This window comes from Corynebacterium sp. KPL4035 (genome assembly GCF_037908325.1).
Classification (GTDB): domain Bacteria; phylum Actinomycetota; class Actinomycetes; order Mycobacteriales; family Mycobacteriaceae; genus Corynebacterium; species Corynebacterium kefirresidentii.
The window spans coordinates 12,787-36,885 of the sequence record NZ_JBBMGF010000004.1 but is presented as its reverse complement, the minus strand read 5'-3'; the positions used below and the strand labels follow the sequence as shown (position 1 = coordinate 36,885).

The window sequence follows — 24,099 nt, the reverse complement described above, 5'->3', positions numbered from 1 at the left end:
ATGACCAATAAAGTTCACCCCGCCCGCCAAGCCCGCATCCGCGGACCCTTGAAGTTTTTCTCCATCGCGGCCACTGTGACCGGTATCTTCTTGATCATCCTGGTCATCCGCATGGTCTGCCAGTACATCATTGGCATGGATATCCCCGAGTGGGCCACCTATATCGCGATCGTGCACGGCATCGCGTACATGACCTACCTGCTGTCCATCCTCATCCTCGGCCCGCGCGCGCTGTGGCCGGTGGGCAAGCTCTTTACCACCGCCCTTGCGGGCGTGGTGCCCTTCCTGTCCTTCTGGATGGAGCACAAGCGCCGCAAGGAAATCACGGAGGAGTTCCAACTCTAAGAGTTGTGAACAAGCTCCGCGATGGCGGGGACAAGTTGACTAAGAGCGCGGCCGCGATGCGAGACCGCGTTCTTTTCTTCTGGGGACATCTCTGCAGCCGATCGGGACTCGCCTTCCGGCTGGAAGAGCGGGTCATAACCAAAGCCGTTTTCCCCGCGCGGCTCGCGCAAGAAGCGGCCTTCCCAGCGGCCCTCGGCCACGTGCTCTGCGCCTTCGGGCGTGACGAGCGCGCAGACCGAGACAAAGGCTGCGGCACGGCGCTCATCAGGGACATCGGCCATCTGCGCCAAGACTAAGTCATTATTGGCCTGGTCATTGCCGTGCTGGCCGGACCAACGGGCGGAAAGCACGCCGGGCATGCCGTTGAGCTCTTCGATAGCGAGGCCCGAATCATCCGCCACGGTGGCATAACCGGTAGCGGCCACGCCAGCACGGGCCTTGATGAGCGCATTATCGGCAAAAGTGCGGCCATCTTCTACCGGTTCTGGATAAGGTTCCACGGCGGAAAGCGGGCGCAGCTCGACGCCCTCGATGCCGGCATCAGCCAGAATCCGTTCCAGCTCGCCGAGCTTCTTAGGGTTATTAGATGCGACGAGAATTACCACCCCAGCGCCGCCTTCTGTGCGGCGATGAGTTCGCGGCAGCCCTTCTGCGCTACGTCGAGCATCTCGTTGAGCTCCTCTCGGCCAAAGAGACCGTGCTCACCGGTGCCCTGGATTTCAACGAAGTCGCCGGATTCCTGCATTACTACGTTGAGGTCGACCTCGGCGCGGGAATCCTCCTCATAAGGCAGATCAAGGCAGATTTCACCATCAATAATGCCTACCGAGACCGCAGCGATGGGATCGAGCAGCGGCTCGCCGGGGACGACGCCCTCGGCCTTGAGGTGTGCGATGGCGTCAGCCAGCGCAACATAGGCGCCGGTGATAGAGGCAGTGCGGGTGCCGCCATCAGCCTGGAGGACGTCGCAATCGAGCTGAATGGTGTTCTCCCCTAGCTCCTCCAAGTCCACTGCGGCGCGCAGGGAGCGGCCGACGAGGCGAGAAATTTCATGCGTGCGGCCCTTGACCTTGCCCTTCATGGATTCGCGCGGCATGCGATCGTGGGTGGCGGAAGGCAGCATGGCGTACTCGGCGGTAAGCCAGCCTTCACCGGAATCGCGCTTGAAGCGCGGCACGCCGTATTCCACGGATGCGGTGCACATGACGCGGGTATTGCCAAACTCCACCAGCACGGAGCCGGCAGGGTTGGTAGTGAAATTGCGGGTAATGCGGACGCTGCGCATCTGGTCCAGCGCGCGCCCATCGGCACGAGTAAATTCAGTCATGCCGTCCAGCGTATCTTAGAACTCCATACCCGCGGCGCCGAGGATAATCTCACCGTCGAATTCGGAGCGAGCGGCCTCCAAGGTAGCTTGGGCATCGCCCCACGGTTGGATGTGAATGAGCACGAGCTTGCCCACGCCCGCCTCGCGCGCCGCCCTGCCAGCTTCCGCGCCCGACATATGCATATCCGGTGCCATCCCCTCCGAGCTCGCGCCCCAGGCTGCCTCACAGAGGAAAATGTCGGCGCCCCGTGCGGCGTCGACAAGCGCGGGCGTATATGAAGAATCACCGGAGTAGGTGATGGTCTGGCCCGTCTTAGTATGTTCCACGCGCAAAGCATAGGCCTCTACCGGGTGGGTGACCGGGAAGGGAGTGATATATACATCGTCGACAAGCTGGCGCTCGCCCGGCTCCCATGCGCTAAAGGCGAAGGTATCGGACATGTCATCGATGCCATCGACCTCATCGGAAGACAGGCGGCCCAGGTGCGTCGGCGTAGCCTCCGGCCCGAAGCACATATTTCTTGAGGCCGCGGGCGCCGTGGGATGGAAGCGGCGCCACACCATCAGAGAGGGGAAATCCAGGCAGTGATCGGCATGCAGGTGACTAAAAGCCACGTGCGCATCGCAAGGATCCTGCTGCTGTTCCAGCTGCGCTAAGGTGCCAGGGCCCATATCGAGGACGATGGACGGCGCATTATCGAAGGACAGCAAATAGCCGGAGGCGGGGTTCTGGGCGGTGGGGACGCTACCGGAGCAGCCTAAGATGGTCAGCTTCATGGGCTCAATAGTTCCATGAAATCGCCCCGCATGCGTACTCAACGTGCAAACGGGGGAGAAATTTGCACCTACTTATGCAATCCGCGGGCCGAGAAAGCGTGTGGCAAGGCGGGCAAAGGCTTCCGGGTCACCGGTCGATTCAAAGGTGTGGACCGGCTGAGTATCTGCGGGGGCCAACATATCGGTTTCCGTGAGAATCCGCATAACGTCCTTGGTGGTTTCCTCCGAAGATGTCACCAGCGAGACATTATCTCCCATAGCTAGCTGGATGATGCCGGTCAACAGCGGATAGTGCGTACAGCCCAAGACCAGCGTGTCTACTCCTTGTGCTTGGAGCGGGGCCAAATAGCCCTCAGCGACGCCGAGGATCTGGCGGCCGGCGGTAATGCCACGCTCTACAAAAGGAACAAAATCCGGGCAGGCGGTAGCGAAAGCCTGTACCTTCGGATTGAGCGCAAAAAGGTCCTGATAGGCGCCGGATTTGATGGTGCCTTCGGTGCCGATGACGCCAATTTTTCCGTTGCGCGTGGTGGACATGGCGCGGCGCACCGCGGGACGGATAACCTCCACGATGGGGATATCGTAGCGTTCACGCGCATCATGCAAGAAGGCGGCTGTGGCGGTATTGCACGCTATGACCAACATCTTGCAGCCGCGTTCCACCAGCCGATCTGCCACGTCCTGAGAAAAGGCGCGGACTTCTGAGATGGGCCGCGGACCGTAGGGGCTATGGGCAGTATCGCCGGTATAGATGACGGATTCGTGCGGCAGCTGTTCCATCACTGCGCGTGCCACGGTGAGTCCGCCCACGCCGGAATCAAAGATGCCAATGGGAGAGGTTGCGGTAGGCATTAGCGCTTCACTGCTTTAACCGGATCGTCCGAGGTGATGGTCATGCCGGCTAGAATGCCGCCGATGGCACCGAAAAGGTGGCCCTGCCAGCTCACGCCCTCGTAGACGGGCAGCACGCCCCACACCAAGCCGGAATAGGCAAAGCCGAGAACGATGCCCAAAATGGTCTGGATGAGCGATCGATTGAAGATACCGCGCACAATCAGATATGCCAGCCAGCCATAGACCAAACTGGACGCCCCGATGTGGGAGGTACCGGGGCCACCAATGAACCACGTGCCAAGGCCTGCGACCAGAGTGGTAATCAGGGTAACTTCCCACCAAGCCTTGCGGCCGGACAGGCCGATAAGGAAGCAGAAAATGGCGCCGGGCACCGAATTGGACATGAGGTGCTCAAAGTTTGCATGCAGCAGTGGGGCGGTAAAAATGCCCCAGATGCCGTTGAAGTCCAGCGGGCGAATGCCGTAATTGGATAGCTGGCCGCCAAAAAGGAACGCGTTAATAATGTGGACCGCCCACTCCACCACGAGGAAGCCAAAAGCTATAGAAAATCCGGTGGTGATGCGCCCGCTGCGAGTGTAGTTTTTGGAATCGCCACGATTGACCTGGCCCGCGGGCGCCGGCCGGTAGTTAAATGTTCCACCTGAAGTCATAATGCGCCTTATCTTAGTCCAGCAGATCGCGGTACACGCTCAAGCCCAAGCCAGGCTCGGCGGCGGTAACCGCGTTGACAATCGCTTCCTCCACGGCATCGGCGGCAGCGGCGCAAATCTGGGTCATTATCTGCGTGCTGAGTTCGGCCGGGCGCTGCGCGGTGGATAGGGCGAAGATGGTGTCTCCATCTAGCGGTGAATGCGCAGGACGCACCGCGCGGGCGATGCCATCGTGGGCAGTCATGGCCAAGCGCTGGGCTTGGGCAGTGTTAATGGGGGCGTCGGTAAGCACGGCACCGATGGTGGTATTGAGCTTGGACTCCGCTGGATGTGGCAAGGCGCGGTAGGCAGCAGCATTGACCGCGGTGCTCCCTGGCGCACCGTAGAGCCGGCCGGACTGCGGATCGATGACCTCACCCACAGGGTTGGCGACCATCGCGGCGCTAACCTCGTAATTTCCTACCCGGCGCGTAGCTAGGCCGAAGCCACCCCGCAGCTTGCCGGCGGTAGCACCCACGCCGGCTCCCACCGTGCCCATGGTTTCATCATTGCCCGCCAGCGCGGCTCGGAGCGCGGCCGCGCCCTCTTCCGGCCCGGGTCGGGAAGGCCCGACCAAGAGGTCAAAAATGACGGCACCGGGAACGATGGGCACACGCGGACCGGGTTTTTCCTCGCCAAAGACAGGGAAGCCAATCCCCTGCTCTGCCAGCTCATTCATCACGCCGTCCGCGGCTGCCAAGCCAAAGGCGGAGCCGCCCGACAACACCACTGCGTGAACCCGCTCGACCGTATTATGTGGCTGCAAGAGATCCGTTTCCCGGGTGCCTGGTCCGCCACCGCGCACGTCGACGCTGCCGAGCGCGCCGCCCGGCCCGCAATAGAGCACCGTGACGCCGGTATCGGTGCCGCTAAAATGCCCGATGCTAATGCCGCCCAGCATTAATCCATCAGCACCTGAAGTAGCGAATCCTGGCAAAAGGCAAGCCATTCCACCAGGCTATCGCGGTCCAACATCAGGTTGTCATCGGAAACATCGCCCGCCGCAACGTAGAGGCGCAGATCGTTTAGGCCGGCAACGAAGGCGTGGGCCTCCTGCTCATTAATGCTGACCTCTACCCCACCGGTAGGGCCGAGGGCCGTGCCGATCACCTGGAGGTTTTCCAATTTGGCGCGCGCAATGTCATTTTCGTGCAGCGACCGCAGCAAAGAAGCATCGCCTTCGTATTCCTCATCGCCGGGCATTTCAAAGTCTGGAAAGAGGCGAGCCAGTGAAGGATCCTCTGGGGCTTCCGTATGCCCAGTAGGCATATCCAGCATCTCTGCTAGCTCATCCTTAGGTGCGGACTGGGCGCGCCCGATGATGGCCTCAGAGACGGTAGCGGTGAGATCTCCCAACACCTCGCGCTCCATCGGCTCGAAGACAGCCGTAATTTTTGGCGCGCGCATAAGGGACTTCTTTTTCTTCCACGGTTGCATCTAGTTAACCTGCCTGCTGCATCGTCGCCCACAGACCAGCGATCTGGAGCTTTTTCACGTCCGCTTCAATCTTGTCGCGCTCGCCGCTGGACACGGCGGCCTTGCCCTCAGTATGGACCTGCATCATAAGTTCATTGGCCCGCTTCTTGTCGTATCCCAAAACCGTTTGGAATACATAGGACACGTAGCTCATGAGGTTGACTGGGTCATCCCACACGATGCACATCCACGGGAGGTTCTCGCTCGTGGCCACATCTACGTCGATTTCTTCGTCCAATTCGGGCGTAGCCATAGGAGAGCTCATGCGGACTACGGGAAATTGCGCCTTCATGCTTTCTAGCCTAACCACTTTTGGGGATTTATTGTGGGCCAGCCCGATCTGGCTGCGGACAATCTAGGTCCAAAGAATCTAAACCTCTGAAAAACACCTAGTCAGTGGGTATTATCACTCACGTGAATGACAAAGCTATTCCTAATGATCGCTCCACCGCTTTACTGACGGATAAATACGAGCTCACTATGCTCCAGGCCGCGCTGCGAGACGGCTCGGCAAACCGCCAGGTCACCTGCGAGGTATTCGGCCGCCGTCTGCCCAATGAGCGCCGCTACGGCGTGGTTGCCGGCACCGAGCGGGTCCTGCGGGCGGTGGAGGATTTCCGCTTTTCAGCCAATCAATTGGCAGAGATGGACTTCCTGGATGAGAAAACCAAGGAATACCTGCGTCACTACCGCTTTTCTGGGCAGATTGACGGCTACCGCGAGGGTGAACTCTATTTCCCCAACTCCCCCATCTTGACGGTGCGCGGCACCTTTGGAGAGTGCCTCATTTTGGAGACCGTTATTTTGTCCATCATGAATGCCGATTCCGCGGTAGCCTCGGCCGCCTCCCGCATGGTCACGGCGGCCGATGGCCGCCCGATTATCGAGATGGGTTCGCGCCGCACCCACGAGTATGCGGCGGTAACCTCCGCCCGCGCGGCCTACCTGGCTGGCTTCGAAGCCACCTCCAATTTGGAGGCGGGCTACCGCTACGGCATCCCTGTCTCCGGCACCGCGGCCCACTCCTGGACTTTGGCGCACACAAACCCGGATGGCACTCCGAACGAAGAGGCCGCCTTCCGTTCCCAGATCGAGACCTTGGGCGTGGACACCACGTTACTGGTGGATACCTATGACATCACCAAGGGCGTAGAAACCGCAGTGAAAGTAGGTGGCCCGCAGCTAGGTGGGGTCCGCATAGATTCCGGTGACTTGGGCGCCGTTACCCGCCGCGTGCGCAAACAGCTGGATGATTTGGGCAACCACAACACCAATATCGTGGTCTCTTCCGACCTCGACGAGTTCGCTATCGCCGGCCTGCGCGGCGATCCGGTAGACGTCTACGGCGTCGGTACGTCTGTGGCAACCGGGTCTGGCGCACCGACCGCCGGCATGGTCTACAAGGTCGTAGAAGTAGACGGCATCCCAGTGGCCAAGCGCTCTACTTCCAAGCAGTCCGTCGGCGGTGCCAAGCGCGCGCTACGCACCTACCGTTCCTCGGGCGTGGCGGTGGAAGAGATCGTCTATCCCTTTGACGCGCCCGCGCCAGATACCGGCCAGCTCGATACCCGCGAGATGACCATTCCGCTCATGCGCGATGGACACATCGTGGATGAGCTGCCGGATCTGCATGCCTCCCGCGAGTATTTGGATCAGGCCCGCAAGACCCTGCCGTGGGAAGGCCTAGCGCTCTCCCGCGATGAAGCAGCAGTGCCCACACGGATGGTGGGCTTTAAAAAGTAGGCCGCTAGACTGTGTGGGGTGAGTGAGCACGCAGATGAGCCCCTAAACCTCGACACGGAAACGCTGCTGGACAAGGCCGTTGCTGCGTTGGGTGGTAGCCAGCGCGAAGGCCAGGTGCGCATGGCCACGGCCGTCGCGGCCGCGCTCGATAAGGAGCGCCACTTAGCAGTGCAGGCCGGTACCGGCACCGGTAAGTCGCTGGCCTACCTAGTCCCGGCTATCCGGCATGCAATGAACTCAGGGTCCACCGTCATCGTCTCCACCGCTACCCTGGCATTGCAGCGCCAGCTGGTGGAGCGCGATCTGCCCCGGCTCACGAAGGCCCTTGCCCCTGTTATGGAGCGCACTCCTACCTTCGCCATCATGAAGGGCCGCAATAACTACTTGTGCATGAATAAGATTGCGGCGACCCCGGATGATCCGGAAGCTCTTATCGACGAATCCGAAATCTCCCGCCGCGGCAAGGCCGTGCGCCGCATCCACGAGTGGGCACAGGAAACCGAAACTGGTGACCGCGATGACCTCGAGCCAGGTGTACCGGACCTGGTGTGGCGGGCGGTGTCGGTAACGTCAAACGAGTGTTTGGGGGCTTCGCGTTGCCCGCACGGGCCAGACTGTTTTGCGGAAGAGGCTCGCCGGGCGGCTGCCGACGTCGATATCGTGGTCACCAACCACGCCATGCTGGCCATCGACGCTATCTCTGAGGCAAATATTTTGCCCGAACACGACGTGGCCATTATCGATGAGGCCCACGAGCTCGACGGCCGGATCACCTCCGTGTCCACCGCGGAGATTACTACCCGCGCCATCAAGATGGCCGCCAACCGCGCGAAGTCCTTAGGCAATGCCGGCAATCTTTCGGATCTGGCCGAGGAATTCGATGACCTGATGAAAATCCAGGAGCCCGGGCGGTGGACCGACTTGGATGAAACTTCGCAGAGCCACCTGCGCGCGCTTGCCGAAGAGTTCCTGCGCGTTAAGTCTCTCGTTTCACGCGCCCCCGAAGGCGAGGCCACCGATGACCCAGAAAAGAACGCCGAGCGCCAAAACTTAAGCAACCACCTCTCCGACCTCGCGCAAGCCGTATCACGCATGCTGGAGGTCTTCGCCACCGATGACCCAGCCAAGCAGGACGACGTAGTCTGGCTCGAACGCGATCCGCGCAGCGACGCCGAAACCCTCGCCGTGGCACCCCTGTCCATCGCCCACATGCTGCGCGAGAACCTCTTTGGGGAACAAACTGTAGTGCTTACCTCGGCCACTCTCGCCCTCGGCGGCCGCTTTGATGCTATGGCCGCACAGTGGGGCATGCCGAGCGGCACCTATGACACCTTGGACGCGGGCACGCCCTTCGACCCAGCCAAATCCGGCATTTTATACACCGCCAAGCATCTGCCCGCTCCGGGCCGCGATGGGCTGTCTAAAGAATCGATCGAGGAGATCTATGAGCTCATCATGGCCGCCGGCGGGCGCACTCTCGGATTGTTTTCCTCTCGCCGGGCCGCGGAAGAAGCAGCCGCCGCGCTCAAACCCCGTATCCCGTTTGACCTCTTCGTGCAGGGCGAAGATTCCATCGGTGCGCTAGTAGAGAAATTCTCGCAGAAGGAAAACTCCTGCCTCTTCGGAACGCTTACCCTATGGCAGGGCGTGGACGTGCCAGGGCCGGCGTGCTCGCTGGTCATCATCGACCGCATTCCATTCCCTCGCCCAGACGATCCCCTCATGCAGGCGCGCGCCCAAGCAGCCGATGCCGCCGGCCGCTCCGGGTTCATGGAGGTCTCCGCCAATCACGCCGCCTTGCTGATGGCGCAGGGAGCCGGCCGTCTGCTGCGCCACGTGACCGATCGCGGCGTGGTCGCCGTGCTTGATAACCGCCTGGAGTATAAGCGCTACGGCAGCTTCCTCAAGGCCTCCATGCCGCGCTTTTGGCAGACCACTGACGCGAGCACGGTCCGGGGTGCGCTTAAGCGATTGGTCGCCGCAGGGCGCACACGGTAGCCGAGTCTGGCGCGATTTCCGTAAAGCCGGCGTCAACGATGACCACGGCGCCGTCCTGTGCGCAGGCGGTGCGAAAATCCGTCGCGGAAACCTCGCGCACCGAAAGCCGAAAGTCAGTTTCTGCCCAGTCGCGTGCTTCATCCACCGACATCGCAGCGGCCAGCATCATCGAGCCGTGGCCTACCTGTGCCGCGACTTTGCCCGCAGACATGTCGAGGCTGCGGTCGACGTAGATAACGGGGGCATCGCTAAGCGGGGCTCCGGGTTCGTCATAGGCAAGGTCGGTGTGGCCGATCTGCAGCTTGGCAATGAGAGGATCCACCTCTGCTACGGCCGAGGGCGCAAAAGCGCGGGCGCGGTCCGCTACGGTCACGCCGGGCAGGCTTTGTACATCGCGCCACGCTTTATTGCGCGCGCGGCGGGCGATCTTGCGGATGCGGTGGCCATACCACTGCCCCAGCGCCTGCGCGAAGGCGCCGTCCTCGCCCGCGCGCTCGTCGAGGCACACCGCCACCACAGCGCGCGCGGCCGCTTCTAGCACCGCCGTACGTGTCGGCGGCTCCTGCTTCGGCAGATTAAGCGCAATCTGCATAGCTTGAATCGTGGCCGGATCATCTGGGTTCTCGGGATCATCGCGCCAGGAGCGTGAATCACAGGCTTCCACCAAACGCTGATGCGCTCTGTCGAATTTATTCATCAACAACCTCCTCGGCCGGAATACCCAAAATTTGCAGGACCTCATCCAGCCGCCGGTGGTTTACAGAGGTATCCGCCACTTCCTGCAGGGCCGGTTTAGCATTAAAGGCAATCCCCAGCCCAGCAGCAGAAATCATATCGATATCATTGGCGCCATCGCCCACGGCCACCGTCTGCCGCATATTTACCCCCGAATCCGCGGCGAACTCCCGCAGGAATTCCTCCTTCGCTTTGCGGTCAACCACCTTGCCGGTCACCCGGCCGGTGAGCTTCCCATCTGCGATCTCCAAGGTATTGGCGCGCACATAGTCCAATTCCATCTCCGCAGCTAGGCCCTCTAATACTTGAATGAATCCGCCGGAGACCACCGCAGTGCGGTAGCCAATGCGATTCAACGTGGCGATGGTTTCCCGGGCGCCTGGAGTCAAATGAATATCGCGGGCCACCTCATCGATAATGGCGGCATCCAGCCCTTCCAGCACGGCGACGCGCTCACGCAGGGAAGCCTCAAAGTCCAGCTCCCCGCGCATGGCCCGGGCTGTTACTGCGGCAACCTCGTTCTCCTTTCCCGCATGGGCGGCCAGCATCTCGATGACCTCGCCTTGAATGAGGGTGCTATCGCAGTCGAAGCACACCAAACGCTTGGAACGCCGACCCAGGCCCGCGGGTTCAATGGCGATATCGATGCCGATCTGCTGCGCCAGCTCCGCTAATGCCTGGCGCACAGGTGCGGCGGAACCATCGAGAGATAGGAAAAGCTCCAGCCCGGTCAACGGAGAGGTTGAAAGCCCGCGGATGCGATCGATATTGGCATCGAAGTTGGCCAGTACGCGGGCAACTTCCTCCATGTGATGGGCGGTAACCTGCGTGCCCATGAGGACCACCACATAGCTCGAGCGGGCTCGAGCGGTGGATTTTTCCTCCCGCAGGTCTACGGATACCTGCTGACCGTAAATGCTCAAGGTATTGCGCAGCCCCTGTGCAATTTGCTCGGCGCGCGCCCCAGGAATGCGGGTATGGGCAGCGAGGGTAATGCGGCCGGAAAAGATGGCTTGTTCGACGTCGACAAGCGTGGCGTTATGGGCCGCCAGAACGCGGAAAAAGGCCGCCGAGACCCCAGGCTTATCCGGCCCGCTGGTGGTGATGACTGCATTGGTATCAGCTTGAGTACTCACGCCGCCCATTATCGCACGTGGGGTACAGAAGATACGCCAAAGCCGCCTCCCATTACCCATTAAGGGCTGGGAGGCGGCTTTAGTCAGGAGTTTGTGCGAGTTACTTCGCTTTAGTGGCTACCCACGTGTGCTTCCTCGCGCATGCGCTGAACCATATGCGGGTAGTGCAGCTCGAAGGCCGGACGCTCGGAGCGGATACGCGGCAGGGACACGAAGTTGTGGCGCGGCGGTGGGCAGGAGGTTGCCCACTCGAGGGAGTTGCCGTAGCCCCATGGGTCATCCACGGTGACAATCTCGCCGTAGCGCCAGGACTTGAATACGTTCCAAATCAGCGGGATGACGGAGGCGCCGAGGACGAAGGAGAAGATGGTGGAAATCTGGTTGAAGACCGTGAAGCCATCAGACTCCAAGTAGTCAGCGTAACGACGCGGCATACCCATGTTGCCTACCCAGTGCTGAACCAAGAAGGTGCCGTGGAAGCCGATGAAGGTCAGCCAGAAGTGAATCTTACCCAAACGCTCATCCAGCATACGGCCGGTCATCTTCGGGAACCAGAAGTACAGACCCGCGAAGGCGGAGAACACAACGGTACCGAACAGGGTGTAGTGGAAGTGAGCAATCAAGAAGTAGGACTCAGCCAAGTGGAAGTCCAATGCCGGGGATGCCAGCATAACGCCGGTCATGCCGCCGAAGAGGAAGGTTGCCATGAAGCCCATAGCGAAGATCATCGGGGTATCCCAGGTGATGTGGCCCTTCCACATGGTGCCGACCCAGTTGAAGAACTTAACGCCGGTAGGCACCGCAATAAGGAACGTCATGAAGGAGAAGAACGGCAACAGGATAGCGCCGGTAACGAACATGTGGTGAGCCCACACAGCCATGGACAGGGCGCCGATGGCCAGCAGTGCGAAGACCAGGCCGATGTAGCCGAAGACCGGCTTGCGGGAGAAGACCGGAACAACCTCAGAAACAACGCCGAAGAATGGCAGTGCAAGGACATAAACCTCAGGGTGGCCGAAGAACCAGAACAGGTGCTGCCACAGGATGCCGCCACCGTTAGCGGAATCGTAGATGTGGCCGCCCAGCTTGCGGTCATACAGGACGCCCAGTGCTGCAGCGGTCAGCAGCGGGAAGATCATCAGCACGATGGCGGATGCGGTGAATACGGCCCAGCTGAATACCGGCAGGCGGAACATGGTCATGCCCGGTGCGCGCAAGGTCAGGATGGTCGTGATCATGTTGATAGCGGAGGCAATGGTACCGACACCGGTAGCGCCCACGCCGACGATCCACATATCGGCGCCAATGCCAGGGGTGTGGACACCATCAGCCAGCGGCATGTACATGGTCCAGCCGAAGTCAGCTGCACCACCTGGGGTGACGAAGCCCAGCAGCATCACGGTGCCGCCCAGCAGGGTAACCCAGAAGCCGAAGGCGTTCAGACGCGGGAAGGCCACGTCCGGCGCGCCAATTTGCAGCGGCAGGATGTAGTTACCAAAGCCCCACACAACTGGGGTTGCAAACAGCAACAGCATCACGGTGCCGTGCATGGTGAACAGCTGGTTGAACTGCTCATTAGACAAGAACTGGAGACCCGGGGTGAACAGCTCCGCGCGGATCAACAGTGCCATAAAGCCACCGAGGAAGAAGAAGCTGAAGGACATGATCAAGTACATGATGCCCAGCTGCTTGTGGTCGGTGGTGGTTAGAAATACCCAAGCCTTTGAACCGGTCTTCGCATTACCGGTTGGCTCTGGACGTGTAGGGGCGACGTAATCGTCGACCCGTGGCGCCACAGCGGTCATAAAATCCTCCTGATTAACAAAGTGCCTGTGGGCAGGGCCCACCTACACCTAGGTTTACTCGCATTATATTAGGCCATTTTCCCCTGTTCTTTCCAGCTTCCCCCAATAATGAGCCGCACGACCACGCCTCGACACTAACCACATCTTTCACATAGGCCCTGCACGTGGCGCGGCCGCCAATTCCGGCACGGATTTTCGGCCCCCAATTACCGTGCTATATGTCACAGATGCGCTTAATTGTGCACCCCCAAAACGCGAAAACACACCCCCGCTCGTTATCAACCTTTCGATTGATTTAGAGCAGAAGGTGTGCCGCTAGACCACGCTGATCAGCGGGAATGCTTAGAAGTCCCAGTCGTCATCCGTGGTGTCCTCAGCCTTACCAATGACATAGGAAGAACCGGATCCAGAGAAGAAATCATGGTTCTCATCGGCGTTCGGGGAAAGCGAGGACAAAATGGCCGGCGAAACGCGGGTCTCATCGGCCGGGAAGAGCCCCTCGAAGCCCAAGTTATTCAGCGCCTTATTGGCGTTATAGCGCAGGAAGCGCTTAACGTCCTCAGTCCAGCCCAAGTCATCGTAGAGATCCTCGGTGTAGTCGATCTCATTGTCATACAGGTCGTAGACCAAGTCGAAGGTGTATTCCTTCAGCTCCGCCTGGCGCTCCTCATCCAGCTGCTTATAGGCCTGCTGGAACTTGTAGCCAATGTAGTAGCCGTGCACGGCTTCATCGCGGATAATCAGGCGAATGATATCGGCGGTATTGGTGAGCTTCGCGCGGGAAGAGAAGTACATCGGTAGATAGAAGCCGGAGTAGAACAAGAAGGACTCCAGCAAAGTGGAGGCCACCTTCTTCTTCAGCGGATCCTCGCCCTTGTAATAGGACAAGATGATCTTGGCCTTCTTCTGCAGGTTCTCGTTTTCTTCGGACCAGCGGAAGGCATCGTTGATCATGGGTGTGGACGCCAAGGTCATAAAGATATTGGAATAGGACTTGGCGTGCACGGACTCCATAAACGCAATGTTGGTGTAGACCGCCTCTTCGTGCAGGGTCTGGGAATCCGGGAGGAGGGAAATCGCACCGACGGTGCCCTGGATGGTATCCAGCAGCGTCAGGCCGGTGAAAACCCGCATGGTGGTTTCCTTTTCCTTCTCCGTCAGCGTCTTCCAGCTGGGAAGGTCATTGGAGACTGGGACCTTTTCTGGCAGCCAGAAATTACCGGTGAGGCGCTCCCATACCTCGAGGTCCTTTTCATCCGGGATGCTATTCCAGTTAATGGCCTTAACTGGCTTTTCATGACTAGAAACGTAGTCATCGTACTCGTGCGACACGCGGCGTCACTCCAATACTAAAAACGGACAAATTCAGGTCTCCAGCATACCCAATTCGCCCGCCCTCTAAGCCATTGTGCTGGATACCACTTACCTATACTGATTCCAGTTACTTCGGAGCATGCAAAGAAAGGATTTCCGCATGAGTGCCACCCCTCCCCTGCTGGGTTCCGTGGTGGATAGGCTCGGCGCCGAGATCGTAAGCGGAGACATCGCCGAGGGCGAGCGGTTCCGTCTGGGGGACGTCGAAAAGCGCTTTGGCATCTCCCGCACAGTGGCCCGTGAGGCCATGCGCACGCTCGAACACCTCGGCATGGTCCGCTCTGGGCGTCGCGTGGGAATCACGGTGCTGCCGATGGATAGTTGGACGGTATATGACCCGGCGATCATCGGCTGGCGGTTAAATGATGACAAAACCCGCGGGCAGCAAGTGGCACGCCTCAACGAGTTGCGGCTGGGAATCGAACCGGTGGCGGCCCGACTCGCAGCCGGCAATGCCAGCGCCCGGCAGCGGGCGGAGCTCCTTCGCCTCGCCGCGCGTTTAGCCGAGCTAGAATCCACTCCTTCCCCGCGCGTGGGCGAGGAACTGGAAACCGATCTGCGTTTCCACACTTTAATTTTGCGGGCTTCCGGCAATGAGATGCTGGCCGCGCTCGCCCCTTCGCTAGTAGCCATGCTCAAGGGCAAGTCCGTCTTTGGTTCCCGCAAGCGCGATCCGATAGGCGGGACCACACAACTGCACATGGAGCTGGCCCGCGCCATTGATGCTGGGCTTGCCGACGCCGCCGAAAGCACCTCCCGCACCATCCTCGACCGCACCAGGGCAGAAAACGGTTAAACGCCTCGATGCACGTCCTTCCCCACGACGTGCATCGAGGCGTTCTACCTACCGTTTAGAGCATGCAGGATACGCAGCCCTCGACCTCGGTGCCCTCCAGCGCCATCTGGCGCAGGCGGATGTAATACAAGGTCTTAATCCCCTTGCGCCACGCATAAATCTGCGCACGGTTGACATCGCGGGTGGTTGCGGTGTCCTTGAAGAAGAGGGTGAGCGATAGACCTTGGTCCACATACTTAGTGGCTACGGCATAGGTATCGACGATCTTCTCGAAGCCGATCTCATAAGAGTCCTTGAAGTACTCCAAGTTGTCATTATCCATGTGCGGCGCCGGGTAGTAGACGCGACCGATCTTGCCTTCCTTGCGGATCTCAATCTTGGAAGCAATCGGGTGGATGGATGAGGTGGAGTTATTGATATAGGAAATCGAACCCGTCGGTGGCACTGCCTGCAGGTTGCGATTATATAGTCCGTACTTGGCCACGTCCTGCTTCAACTCCTCCCAGTCCTGGGCGGACGGGGTGTGGATCGAAGAGGACCCGAAAAGCTCCTGGACCTTCTTTGTCTGCGGCTTGAACTCTTCCGGATCGTAGCGGTCGAAGAATTCGCCGGAGGCGTACTCGGACTGCGGGAACTCCTTAAAGTACTCACCGCGCTCGCGGGCAATCTTATTAGAGGCACGCAATGCCGCATACAGCACGGCCGCGAAGTAGGCATTAGTGAAATCCAAGCCTTCTTCCGAGCCATACTCGATGTGCTCGCGACCCAAGTAACCGTGGAGGTTCATCTGGCCCAAGCCGATAGCATGGGACTCGTCGTTTCCGCGGCGCACAGACGGCACGGAATCGATGGATGTCTTATCCGCCACAGCGGTCAGGCCACGGATGGCAGTCTCCACCGTAGTGGCGAAGTCCGGCGAATCCATGGTCATCGCGATATTCAGCGAGCCCAGGTTACAAGAGATATCGCTGCCCAGCTCCTGGTAGGTCAGATCCGCATTGAATTCGGAAGCGGAGTTAACCTGCAGGATCTCCGAGCACAGGTTGGACATGTTGATCCACGACGTCTTTACCGGATTGGCGCGGTTCACGGTGTCCTCGAACATGATGTACGGGTAGCCGGACTCGAATTGCAGCTCTGCCACGGTCTGGAAGAAGTGACGGGCGTTGATCTTCTTCTTACGGATGCGTGGGTCTTCTACCATCTCCTCATAGTGCTCAGTAACGGAGATGTCACCGAAGGCCTTGCCATAGACGCGCTCTACGTCATACGGCGAGAAGAGGTACATATCGTCATTGCGCTTGGCCAGCTCGAAGGTGATATCCGGCACGACGATGCCCAGAGAGAGGGTTTTAATGCGGATTTTCTCGTCCGCGTTCTCACGCTTGGTATCCAGGAAGTCCATGATGTCTGGGTGGTGCGCATTGAGATAGACCGCACCAGCGCCCTGGCGGGCACCAAGCTGGTTGGCATAAGAGAAGGAATCCTCCAGCAGTTTCATTACTGGGATAACACCGGAAGACTGGTTCTCAATGTGCTTAATGGGCGCGCCGGATTCACGAATATTAGACAGCAGCAGGGCCACGCCGCCGCCGCGCTTGGAAAGCTGCAGCGCGGAGTTGATGGAGCGTCCAATTGACTCCATATTGTCCTCGATGCGCAGCAGGAAGCAGGACACGAGCTCGCCACGCTGGGCCTTGCCGGCGTTGAGGAAGGTTGGGGTGGCCGGCTGGAAACGGCCGTTCATAATCTCGTCCACAAGGCGCTCTGCCAAGCCAGTATCACCATCTGCCAAGAATAGGGCGGTCATGGAGACACGATCCTCAAAGCGCTCGAGGTAGCGGCGACCATCAAAGGTCTTCAGCGTGTAGCTGGTGTAGTACTTATACGCGCCCAGGAAAGACTTGAAGCGGAATTTATAGGAATAAGCGCGTTTAAAAAGCTCCTTAATAAAGGAGAAGTCATACTGCTCGATGACTCGTGGGTCGTAGTACTTGTTATTAATCAGGTAATCGATCTTTTCTTCCAGATCATGGAAGTAGACCGTGTTTTGATTAACGTGCTGCAGGAAGAATTGGTTTGCGGCCTCGCGGTCTTTATCAAACTGAATCTTGCCGTTTGCATCGTAGAGATTCAGCATCGCGTTGAGAGCGTGGTAGTCCAACTGCTCTTCCGGCTTTACTGGCTCGGCGACGGTCTTCCCCAATTGCGTACTCACAGCTGACAAGGCCTTTCTTAAAAATCAGGATCTTTATTTAAGTCGTGGTGGGTGCTAGGCCGCGGCCTCGAGCCCAAGCTCGGCGGCGTTAGCCATTAAGCCTTCACGACAAATTTTTATATCGTCATCGTTTCCCAGCAACTCGAAACGATATACATAGGGCACTTTACATTTGGCACTGATGACGTCACCAGCCTTGCCAAAGTCGGCGCCAAAATTGCTATTACCACCCGCGATTACCGCGCGAATGAAACTGCGGTTGTGCTCATCATTAAGGAACTTAATTACCTGTGAGGGCACGGGACGGGAATTTTGGTGGCTAATGGACGCGCCCCCGCCATAGGTGGGACACACCAAGACATAAGGTTCGTTGACCTTGAGGGGCTCCTCCGTGCGGCGCAGCGGAATGCGCGCGCTGGGAAAGCCCAGTTTCTGCACGAACCGGTGCGTATTTTCCGTTGCGGAGGAAAAATACACGACCAACATCGCTACTGGCCTCCCCTACCCCTTAGGCGGATGCCGCTAGGGAAGCCAGGCCCTTGATACGGTCTGGGCGGAAACCAGACCAGTGCTCACCGTTGGCCTCAACTACTGGGGCCTGAACGTAACCCAATGCCATTACGTAGTCGCGAGCCTCGTCATCGGCCGAGATATCGACGAGGTCGTACTCGAGGCCGGCACGATCGAGGGCCTTCTTGGTGGCGTTGCACTGGACGCACGCTGGCTTGGTGTAAACGGTGATAGACATATAGATCCTTAAAGCTCCTGCATTGAAAACTCGTCAGAACGGGGAGCGTTTCCCGCTTATTCGGGCGCTTCCTGCGCCGCTCTGAACAACATCAACGACACTATACTTTGGGGGAAAGACCCGCAACCAACACAATATGTAGTAGTTACAAGCATGGTATTCCCAGGATGACACACCCCCAGGCCCCACATGTTGACCACACCCAAGGACAGCCATGAAACTACATCAATGAGATTCCTGCGGGTTTACCTGGAATTCACCGTTTTGTGTGTCAAAGTTCACATTTCCGGTGTGGCGCTTCGCTTCAGGAACCGACCGTCGATGACTCCCCGGAGACACAGGTCGACGGCCGCGGCCCCTCCCCTGGGGCGCGCTTCAGGCCAAAAATGACCTGGCTCAGCGCCGTGCGGTCAGTCGGCAGCTTATCGTGCCGAGGAGCCACGCCGCAGACCTCACCAAGGTCGAGGTTCACCACATCGGCGCCGTCGACAGCTACCAGCTGCGAGGAGCTATTCGGGGTTACCGTCGTATCCGCCGGCGAGTAGATGGAGGTGTAGAGCACGCCCGGCGCGGTGTCCGGCAGCGCATTGAGCCTTTGCATAAATTCCGAACCCACCACCTGTTGGATGCCGGCCGTGCTGGCCAAGAAGGCTGCGAGGCGGGGTGCGAAGGCGATGAATTTGGCCAGACCTTCGCCCTGCCCACCCAGCGTGGTGCCGTGGAAGTTGCCGCCTAGAGCCACAGCCCGAGCGACGTGCTCAGCCCCGCCGTACATTTGGGTATAGGTCTTAATATGGGTACCGCCCTGGGAATGGCCTACCAAGTCCACTTTCTCCGCGCCGGTTACCGCTCGGACATAGTCCACGTGCCGCGCTATTTCCTCGGCCGCATCATCCAAATCTGAAATGGCCTTCGTTGAGGGAGAGGCATTCTGCAAAGAAACATCATCCGCTCCATAATCAAAGGCCCATACGCACGCGACCTGATCCTTCAACATCGGAATCAAGCTTTTCCACACACCCGCATTGTTATAGGTGCCATGCAGTAGCACCACCGGCTCAACAATCTAGCCAGAAGGCACACAGGAAGGGTCATTGATCCCAAAGGACTCTGGAACAGAGGATTCCCACTCCGACTGAGAGGCATTAGCAATAGGGGCGGATAGCCCAAGGGCTGCAGCAGCAAGCACAGCAACAATTCGCCGGGACATTATTCTTCTTTCTCACGACACATAACGGCGATTTGATTATATTCATACATGTCTCTTTATTCCCCGTGGCCCTGGAGAAAATTATCCCTTGTGCCATAATTCACCCATAAAAAATCCGCCCCACTCCGGATAGCCGGAGGGAGCGGATGGAATCGCGAATCAATTAGCCCTGACGAGCCTTGAAACGGGGATCCTTCTTGTTGATCACGAAGACCTTACCGTGGCGGCGAATAACCTGGGCGCCCGGCTTCTTCTTCAGCGACCGAAGGGACTTACGGACCTTCATCGGGCGCTCCTTTCGTTATGCGCAATCTACATGCGGTTGAATAAGTAAAGCACGGACTGGGAATCCCCAGCCATGACACGAAGAAAAATTTTACCTCACACGGCCGTCAATACCAAAACACTAAGGCTTGACGACTGCGGACTCGCGCTCGTAGCGCGACTTCATCTCCTCGCCTACCTCATCCAGGCTACGTCCCATTGTCTCTGGAACCAAAATGCGGGTATAGGCAATGGCGATGAGACCAAAGACTCCAAAGACCATAAACGCCACCGGGCCAGTCAGCCACTCCACTAGCGGCAAGAAGTACTGCGCCACGGCCCAGTTGGTGGCCCACAACGATAGTCCCGCAATGCCCATGCCTAGACCACGTACCTGCAGCGGCACTAGCTCGGAGATAAGCAACCACGTCGTGGGTGAGACCGCCGCCTGTTGGAAGGCAATAAACAGCGCCATAAATACCAAAGAGACCATAGCCATAGCGGTGGAATCCTGGGCGTGGGAATAGGCGAAGGAAAGAATGAATAGCGAGACCACGTTGCCGGTCAGGCCGATGAGCAATAAGCGCTTGCGCCCAATGCGGTCTACTACCTTTAGGCCCACCCAGCAGGCGAGCACGGATACCGTGCCGATAACGATGGAAGTATAGACCGAATTGGCCGTAGAAATCCCCACCTGATTCATCAGGGTCGGCGCGAAGTACACGATGGCGTTCACACCGGTAATCTGCTGTGTGAGCCCCATCAGCATGGCCAGCAGCACCGTAATCTGCATCCACCGGTTGGCAGCAAGAGCCTTCCACTCAGACCCGCTGGACTTGCGCGCGGTCTCCTGCGAAGTCAGCTCCGAAATATCCATTCCGGCGCGCCCGGCAATTTCTTGAGCACGAGCCATCTTGCCGTTCGTCGCTAGCCATACCGGCGTCTCTGGCAGAAACACCATTCCGAGCGCCAACGCGAGTCCTGGCACGGCGGCCAAGCCCAGCATCCACTCCCAGCTGCCAGTAGAGGCCAACGCGGAGTTGACCAAGTAGGCCATCAACTGACCCACCACAATCGCCAGGGTATTGAGCGAGACCATGCGCCCGCGCACCTTGGCGGGCACGATTTCCGCGATGTACATGGGCGAAACGATGGAGACCGCACCTACTGCAAAGCCCAAGAACGTGCGCGCCGTGGCCAGCATGCCCACCGATCCGGACAGGGCGCACCAGATGGAGCCCAGCACGAAAATGATGCCACCCGCAATCAGTGTGAAGCGGCGGCCAAACCTATCGGCGATGCGCCCGGCTGTCAGCGCACCAACAGCCGCCCCCACAAGCAGCATCGAGGTCACCCACCCCTCTTGGTGGGCGCTCATGTCGAATTCGGGGCTAATAAAAAGCAAGGCACCGGACATCACTCCGGTGTCGTAACCAAAAAGCAGCCCGCCGAGGGCCGCTATGCCAGCTACTACCTTGACATAAACTTCCTTATTCACAGCACAATATTGTGTCAGGCGGCTACCATGAACGTCATGTCGAACGATGCCGAAAACCTGCAGCAAACCATCATAAAAGCCCTGGGTGTACGCCCCTTTATCGATCCAGAAGCGGAAGTCCAGCGCCGCGTGGATTTCTTGGTTGACTACCTGCGCACCACCGGCGCTAAGGGCTACGTGCTGGGGATTTCGGGCGGCCAGGATTCCACCTTGGCAGGAAAGCTCGCGCAACTGGCGGTGGACCGCGTCGACGGCGCGGAGTTTTGGGCCGTACGTCTGCCTCACGGTGTGCAGGCCGATGAGGACGATGCCCAGATTGCCCTGGATTTCATCCAGCCCGATCACCGCCCCACCGTCAATATCAAGCCGGCCACCCTCGCCCTCGACGAGCAGGTGGCGGATGCTGTGCAGCTTGCCGACGTCACCGATTTCAACCGCGGCAATACTAAGGCCCGCCTGCGCATGACCGCCCAGTACGCCATCGCCAGCGAGGTCGGCGCCCTCGTCATCGGCACCGATCATGCGGCGGAAAACGTCACTGCTTTCTTCACTAAGTGGGGCGATGGTGCGGCAGACCTCCTCCCCTTGGCCGGGCTCAATAAACGCCAGGGCGCCGCCCTCCTAGAGCACCTCGGCGCCCCGCGCTCTACCTGGGAGAAGGTCCCCACCGCGGACTTGGAAGACGATAAGCCCCAGCTTCCCGACGAAGAAGGCCTCGGCGTCACCTACGCCCACATCGATGACTACTTGGAGGGAAAGGCGGTTCCCGATGCCGCCCGCGAACGCATCGAAACCCTATGGCGCCGCGGCGCTCATAAACGCATCATGCCGCAGGGGCCAAACCTTTAGGCCAGTGCCTCCAAGGTTGCGGCAGCCGCACGCTCCAGCGGCCGGTTATAGCTTGCACCGTGCGTGAGCGCATGCACCGCTAGTGGATGCAGCTGATGCATAGGAATCCAATTCTCGATATCTTTCGGCGCACCATAGCCCTGGAAAATTTCTTCTAGGTATGGTGCCCCGAAAAGGGCCAGCATTCCCAAATCCGTATGCGGATGCCCGCCGTGGGCAGCGGGGTCAATCATGATGCCGCCATCGGAACCAAAGAGCAGGTTTCCCGCCCACAGGTCACCGTGGATGCGAGCCGGCGCCACATCCCAACTGCGCGCGGCGATGGCATCGCAAGCTCGCCTTACCAAATCCAACTGCGCCGAACTAATCCCAGCCAGTTCCGCAAAAGGCAGCACGCGCTGTTCGACGTAGAACTCACCCCAGTTATCCGTCGGGATGCAGTCTTGCTCGATGCTGCCGATGAAGTTCTTTCCCTCCCATCCGGCAGGAGGTGCGCCAAACGCTTCGGCTCCTGCGTGGTGCATGCGAGCCAACTCCGCACCAAACTTCCTCGCCGCCTCCGGCGTGGGCATGACCTCGTCCACGCGCTCGGTAACGATCTCTAGCCCGTCGGCGCTTACTACGTTGACCACCGCATCGGTAGCTTCCCCAAGCCACCGCAATCCTGCCGCCTCGGCGCCAGCTTGATCCGTGTCGCGTACTCGCTTTGAAAAAGTCTGCATGACGCCCAGCCTAATCCGGCAGGGAAATTTTTAAAGCGCCGCGCGCTCCCGCGTGGGCAAACACATCATGAATAGAAGCGCTAACCCACCGAACACGGGGATAAACCCGATCAAGCATAAAAACCCCGTTCTCCCAGAATCGTGCAACCGCCGGAAAATTAAGGAAACGACCGGCATAGCAAGAAATCCTTTTACAACAGGCTTGATATTCACGCCATAATGCTGATCGACGGCGTTAATGGGCACTGAAATCAACACTAGAAAGCCAAATACCCACCAGAACTCACTCACAGACGCTCGACCAAGGAAGTTGAAGTATCGAATAAAGAACCTGCCCACTGCCTGTGCAGGAGACGCCCCGTAGAGCGCATCGCGTGCAAAGAACCCCGTGGATTCGTAAGTCATAACGCGCGGGCCCCTTCGACGTTGGCTGCATATACTCGGCTGCGAACCATGCTACCCACTTCCCATAAAGGATGAGCAATGCAATCAGACGTCATCATCATCGGCGGAGGTTTTGCCGGCACCGCCGCTGCCATCACTTTGGCCCGCGCTAACCGGAATGTTCAGGTTATCGATTCCGGCACTCCCCGCAATCGCTTCAGCGAACATTCCCACGGCGTCCTCGGCCTCGATGGCGTGGCTCCCACCGAGTTGCTCGAACGCGGCCACGCGGAGGTTAAAAAATTCGGCGGCACCATTACCCACGCCACGGTAGAAAGCCTCTCCCGACCTTCCGAGCAGGCCCCGTGGCAAATAAGACTCACCGATGACACGCTTCTAGAATCCCGCCATGCCCTCGTTGCTACTGGCCTCACAGACAAGCTCCCTGATGTCCCTGGTCTTAGTGATTTATGGGGAACGCGCATCTTTCACTGCCCTTATTGCCACGGCCATGAGGTCAAGGGGAAGAAGGTTGTGCTCATTGGCGGCGCGAATCCGCCTTTTACTATCCGCATTAGCAAACTGCTTTCTAAGTGGACGAGTGCTCTGACCTTCTACACCAACGGCCTTGAGCTCACCGGGCTTGACCGCACCCAGCTCGCCGGATTGGGCGTAGAGATAAACGATGCGAAGGTGACACAAGTCCAGCCGGATCAGGCCTCGCCCACCGGCGTAGAAGTACACAGTGCCGATGGAGCACACATCTACGAAGCATCCTTTACTGGGCCCGATTTTCTGCCCAACGATGCACTGTTACGGGATGCTGGTTGCGAACCGGCCAATGGCTGGGTCAAAGCAGAGCGTGGCCAAGCCTCAGTATCGCGCCTATGGGCAGCCGGCAATGTAGTCAGTTCGCCGGATCAGGTCTCCCAAGCGATGGGTAGCGGCGCCGCCGTCGGCATTGCTATCGACCAGTGCATGCTTGATGAGGACTTAGCGAAACTATAGACACCCGAGACAAACAAAAAGGAGAGGAACTAATGTTCCTCTCCTTTATATTGTGGAGCTAACGGGATTCGAACCCGTGACCCCCACACTGCCAGTGTGGTGCGCTACCAGCTGCGCCATAGCCCCTCAAACGAGGTGCAAC

26 protein-coding genes and 1 tRNA gene are annotated in these 24,099 nt (G+C 59.0%); 6 read left to right on the top strand and 21 right to left on the bottom strand.

The annotated features are described in order from the left end of the window. A complete protein-coding gene (locus WMP96_RS05125) occupies positions 1 to 345 on the top strand; it encodes a DUF3817 domain-containing protein (RefSeq protein ID WP_023020867.1) in 345 nt (114 codons plus the stop codon). Here WMP96_RS05125 and rdgB read toward each other — a convergent pair. The 8 genes from rdgB to clpS form a co-directional block, all read right to left on the bottom strand. Next, positions 342 to 950, bottom strand: a complete 609-nt coding sequence (gene rdgB / locus WMP96_RS05120) for an RdgB/HAM1 family non-canonical purine NTP pyrophosphatase (protein WP_023020866.1) — start codon at positions 948 to 950, stop codon at positions 342 to 344. The genes WMP96_RS05125 and rdgB overlap by 4 nt on opposite strands. Further along, positions 944 to 1,672 carry a ribonuclease PH gene (rph, locus tag WMP96_RS05115; protein ID WP_005323955.1) on the bottom strand — a complete coding sequence of 243 codons (729 nt, stop codon included), beginning with the start codon at positions 1,670 to 1,672 and terminating at the stop codon, positions 944 to 946. Before rph ends, rdgB begins: the two co-directional genes overlap by 7 nt. 15 nt (positions 1,673 to 1,687) lie before the next feature. After that, on the bottom strand, positions 1,688 to 2,449 hold the full coding sequence (locus WMP96_RS05110) for an MBL fold metallo-hydrolase (protein ID WP_023020865.1): 762 nt from the start codon (positions 2,447 to 2,449) through the stop codon (positions 1,688 to 1,690). A gap of 72 nt (positions 2,450 to 2,521) precedes the next feature. After that, positions 2,522 to 3,301: a glutamate racemase gene (gene murI, locus WMP96_RS05105; protein WP_049360983.1), complete on the bottom strand. Its 780-nt coding sequence runs from the start codon at positions 3,299 to 3,301 to the stop codon at positions 2,522 to 2,524. Beyond that, positions 3,301 to 3,954, bottom strand: a complete 654-nt coding sequence (locus WMP96_RS05100) for a rhomboid family intramembrane serine protease (RefSeq protein ID WP_023020863.1) — start codon at positions 3,952 to 3,954, stop codon at positions 3,301 to 3,303. Before WMP96_RS05100 ends, murI begins: the two co-directional genes overlap by 1 nt. Positions 3,955 to 3,967: 13 nt before the next feature. Further along, on the bottom strand, positions 3,968 to 4,894 hold the full coding sequence (locus WMP96_RS05095; RefSeq protein ID WP_239204921.1) for a P1 family peptidase: 927 nt from the start codon (positions 4,892 to 4,894) through the stop codon (positions 3,968 to 3,970). After that, positions 4,894 to 5,430, bottom strand: coding sequence for a DUF2017 domain-containing protein (locus WMP96_RS05090; protein WP_239204919.1), 537 nt, complete (start codon positions 5,428 to 5,430; stop codon positions 4,894 to 4,896). Before WMP96_RS05090 ends, WMP96_RS05095 begins: the two co-directional genes overlap by 1 nt. 4 nt (positions 5,431 to 5,434) lie before the next feature. Further along, entirely contained in the window at positions 5,435 to 5,761 is a 327-nt protein-coding gene (clpS, locus tag WMP96_RS05085) for an ATP-dependent Clp protease adapter ClpS (protein WP_023020860.1), read from the bottom strand. Between the two features lie 122 nt (positions 5,762 to 5,883). Between clpS and WMP96_RS05080 the strand changes: the two genes are divergently transcribed. Both WMP96_RS05080 and WMP96_RS05075 read left to right on the top strand, forming a co-directional pair. After that, positions 5,884 to 7,212, top strand: coding sequence for a nicotinate phosphoribosyltransferase (locus tag WMP96_RS05080; protein WP_034655966.1), 1,329 nt, complete (start codon positions 5,884 to 5,886; stop codon positions 7,210 to 7,212). 18 nt (positions 7,213 to 7,230) lie between these two features. Beyond that, positions 7,231 to 9,210 carry an ATP-dependent DNA helicase gene (locus WMP96_RS05075; protein WP_023020858.1) on the top strand — a complete coding sequence of 660 codons (1,980 nt, stop codon included), beginning with the start codon at positions 7,231 to 7,233 and terminating at the stop codon, positions 9,208 to 9,210. Here the strand turns inward: WMP96_RS05075 and WMP96_RS05070 are convergent. The 4 genes from WMP96_RS05070 to nrdF form a co-directional block, all read right to left on the bottom strand. Continuing rightward, positions 9,176 to 9,907 carry an aminoacyl-tRNA hydrolase gene (locus WMP96_RS05070; protein WP_239204917.1) on the bottom strand — a complete coding sequence of 244 codons (732 nt, stop codon included), beginning with the start codon at positions 9,905 to 9,907 and terminating at the stop codon, positions 9,176 to 9,178. The two genes, WMP96_RS05075 and WMP96_RS05070, sit on opposite strands and share 35 nt — an antisense overlap. Continuing rightward, positions 9,900 to 11,090, bottom strand: coding sequence for a phosphoserine phosphatase SerB (gene serB / locus WMP96_RS05065; protein WP_239204915.1), 1,191 nt, complete (start codon positions 11,088 to 11,090; stop codon positions 9,900 to 9,902). Before serB ends, WMP96_RS05070 begins: the two co-directional genes overlap by 8 nt. 101 nt (positions 11,091 to 11,191) lie before the next feature. After that, positions 11,192 to 12,886: an aa3-type cytochrome oxidase subunit I gene (gene ctaD / locus WMP96_RS05060; RefSeq protein WP_023020855.1), complete on the bottom strand. Its 1,695-nt coding sequence runs from the start codon at positions 12,884 to 12,886 to the stop codon at positions 11,192 to 11,194. Between the two features lie 342 nt (positions 12,887 to 13,228). Next, positions 13,229 to 14,218, bottom strand: coding sequence for a class 1b ribonucleoside-diphosphate reductase subunit beta (gene nrdF / locus WMP96_RS05055; RefSeq protein ID WP_023020854.1), 990 nt, complete (start codon positions 14,216 to 14,218; stop codon positions 13,229 to 13,231). A 142-nt stretch (positions 14,219 to 14,360) separates the two neighbouring features. Here nrdF and WMP96_RS05050 point away from each other — a divergent pair, with 142 nt between their 5' ends. Beyond that, positions 14,361 to 15,056 (top strand): FadR/GntR family transcriptional regulator, encoded by a 696-nt coding sequence (locus WMP96_RS05050; RefSeq protein WP_301716015.1) that lies wholly within the window; start codon positions 14,361 to 14,363, stop codon positions 15,054 to 15,056. A gap of 55 nt (positions 15,057 to 15,111) precedes the next feature. Here the strand turns inward: WMP96_RS05050 and nrdE are convergent, their stop codons facing one another. From nrdE to WMP96_RS05020, 6 genes are all read right to left on the bottom strand, one after another. Beyond that, positions 15,112 to 17,274, bottom strand: coding sequence for a class 1b ribonucleoside-diphosphate reductase subunit alpha (gene nrdE / locus WMP96_RS05045; RefSeq protein WP_023020852.1), 2,163 nt, complete (start codon positions 17,272 to 17,274; stop codon positions 15,112 to 15,114). A 54-nt stretch (positions 17,275 to 17,328) separates the two neighbouring features. Continuing rightward, complete coding sequence (gene nrdI, locus WMP96_RS05040; protein ID WP_023020851.1) at positions 17,329 to 17,760, bottom strand: class Ib ribonucleoside-diphosphate reductase assembly flavoprotein NrdI; 432 nt, start codon at positions 17,758 to 17,760, stop codon at positions 17,329 to 17,331. A 22-nt stretch (positions 17,761 to 17,782) separates the two neighbouring features. Beyond that, positions 17,783 to 18,022 carry a glutaredoxin-like protein NrdH gene (gene nrdH / locus WMP96_RS05035; protein WP_023020850.1) on the bottom strand — a complete coding sequence of 80 codons (240 nt, stop codon included), beginning with the start codon at positions 18,020 to 18,022 and terminating at the stop codon, positions 17,783 to 17,785. Positions 18,023 to 18,326: 304 nt separating this feature from the next. Next, complete coding sequence (locus WMP96_RS05030; protein WP_301716029.1) at positions 18,327 to 19,073, bottom strand: esterase/lipase family protein; 747 nt, start codon at positions 19,071 to 19,073, stop codon at positions 18,327 to 18,329. 322 nt (positions 19,074 to 19,395) lie between these two features. Beyond that, positions 19,396 to 19,518: a type B 50S ribosomal protein L36 gene (ykgO, locus tag WMP96_RS05025; protein WP_003847162.1), complete on the bottom strand. Its 123-nt coding sequence runs from the start codon at positions 19,516 to 19,518 to the stop codon at positions 19,396 to 19,398. 120 nt (positions 19,519 to 19,638) lie between these two features. Beyond that, complete coding sequence (locus WMP96_RS05020) at positions 19,639 to 20,994, bottom strand: sugar porter family MFS transporter (protein ID WP_301716016.1); 1,356 nt, start codon at positions 20,992 to 20,994, stop codon at positions 19,639 to 19,641. A 27-nt stretch (positions 20,995 to 21,021) separates the two neighbouring features. On the opposite strand from WMP96_RS05020, the gene nadE reads away from it, so the two are divergent. Further along, complete coding sequence (nadE, locus tag WMP96_RS05015) at positions 21,022 to 21,843, top strand: ammonia-dependent NAD(+) synthetase (protein WP_301716017.1); 822 nt, start codon at positions 21,022 to 21,024, stop codon at positions 21,841 to 21,843. On the opposite strand, the gene WMP96_RS05010 is transcribed toward nadE, so the two are convergent. Together WMP96_RS05010 and WMP96_RS05005 are read right to left on the bottom strand one after the other, a co-directional pair. Then, a complete protein-coding gene (locus WMP96_RS05010; RefSeq protein WP_239204905.1) occupies positions 21,840 to 22,565 on the bottom strand; it encodes a fructosamine kinase family protein in 726 nt (241 codons plus the stop codon). The genes nadE and WMP96_RS05010 overlap by 4 nt on opposite strands. A 30-nt stretch (positions 22,566 to 22,595) precedes the next feature. Further along, a complete protein-coding gene (locus WMP96_RS05005; RefSeq protein WP_301716018.1) occupies positions 22,596 to 22,970 on the bottom strand; it encodes a DUF805 domain-containing protein in 375 nt (124 codons plus the stop codon). 78 nt (positions 22,971 to 23,048) lie between these two features. On the opposite strand from WMP96_RS05005, the gene WMP96_RS05000 reads away from it, so the two are divergent. Continuing rightward, a complete protein-coding gene (locus WMP96_RS05000) occupies positions 23,049 to 23,957 on the top strand; it encodes an NAD(P)/FAD-dependent oxidoreductase (RefSeq protein ID WP_340432261.1) in 909 nt (302 codons plus the stop codon). Positions 23,958 to 24,010: 53 nt separating this feature from the next. Here WMP96_RS05000 and WMP96_RS04995 read toward each other — a convergent pair. Then, positions 24,011 to 24,083, bottom strand: a tRNA-Ala gene (locus tag WMP96_RS04995). Between the last annotated feature and the right edge of the window lie 16 nt (positions 24,084 to 24,099).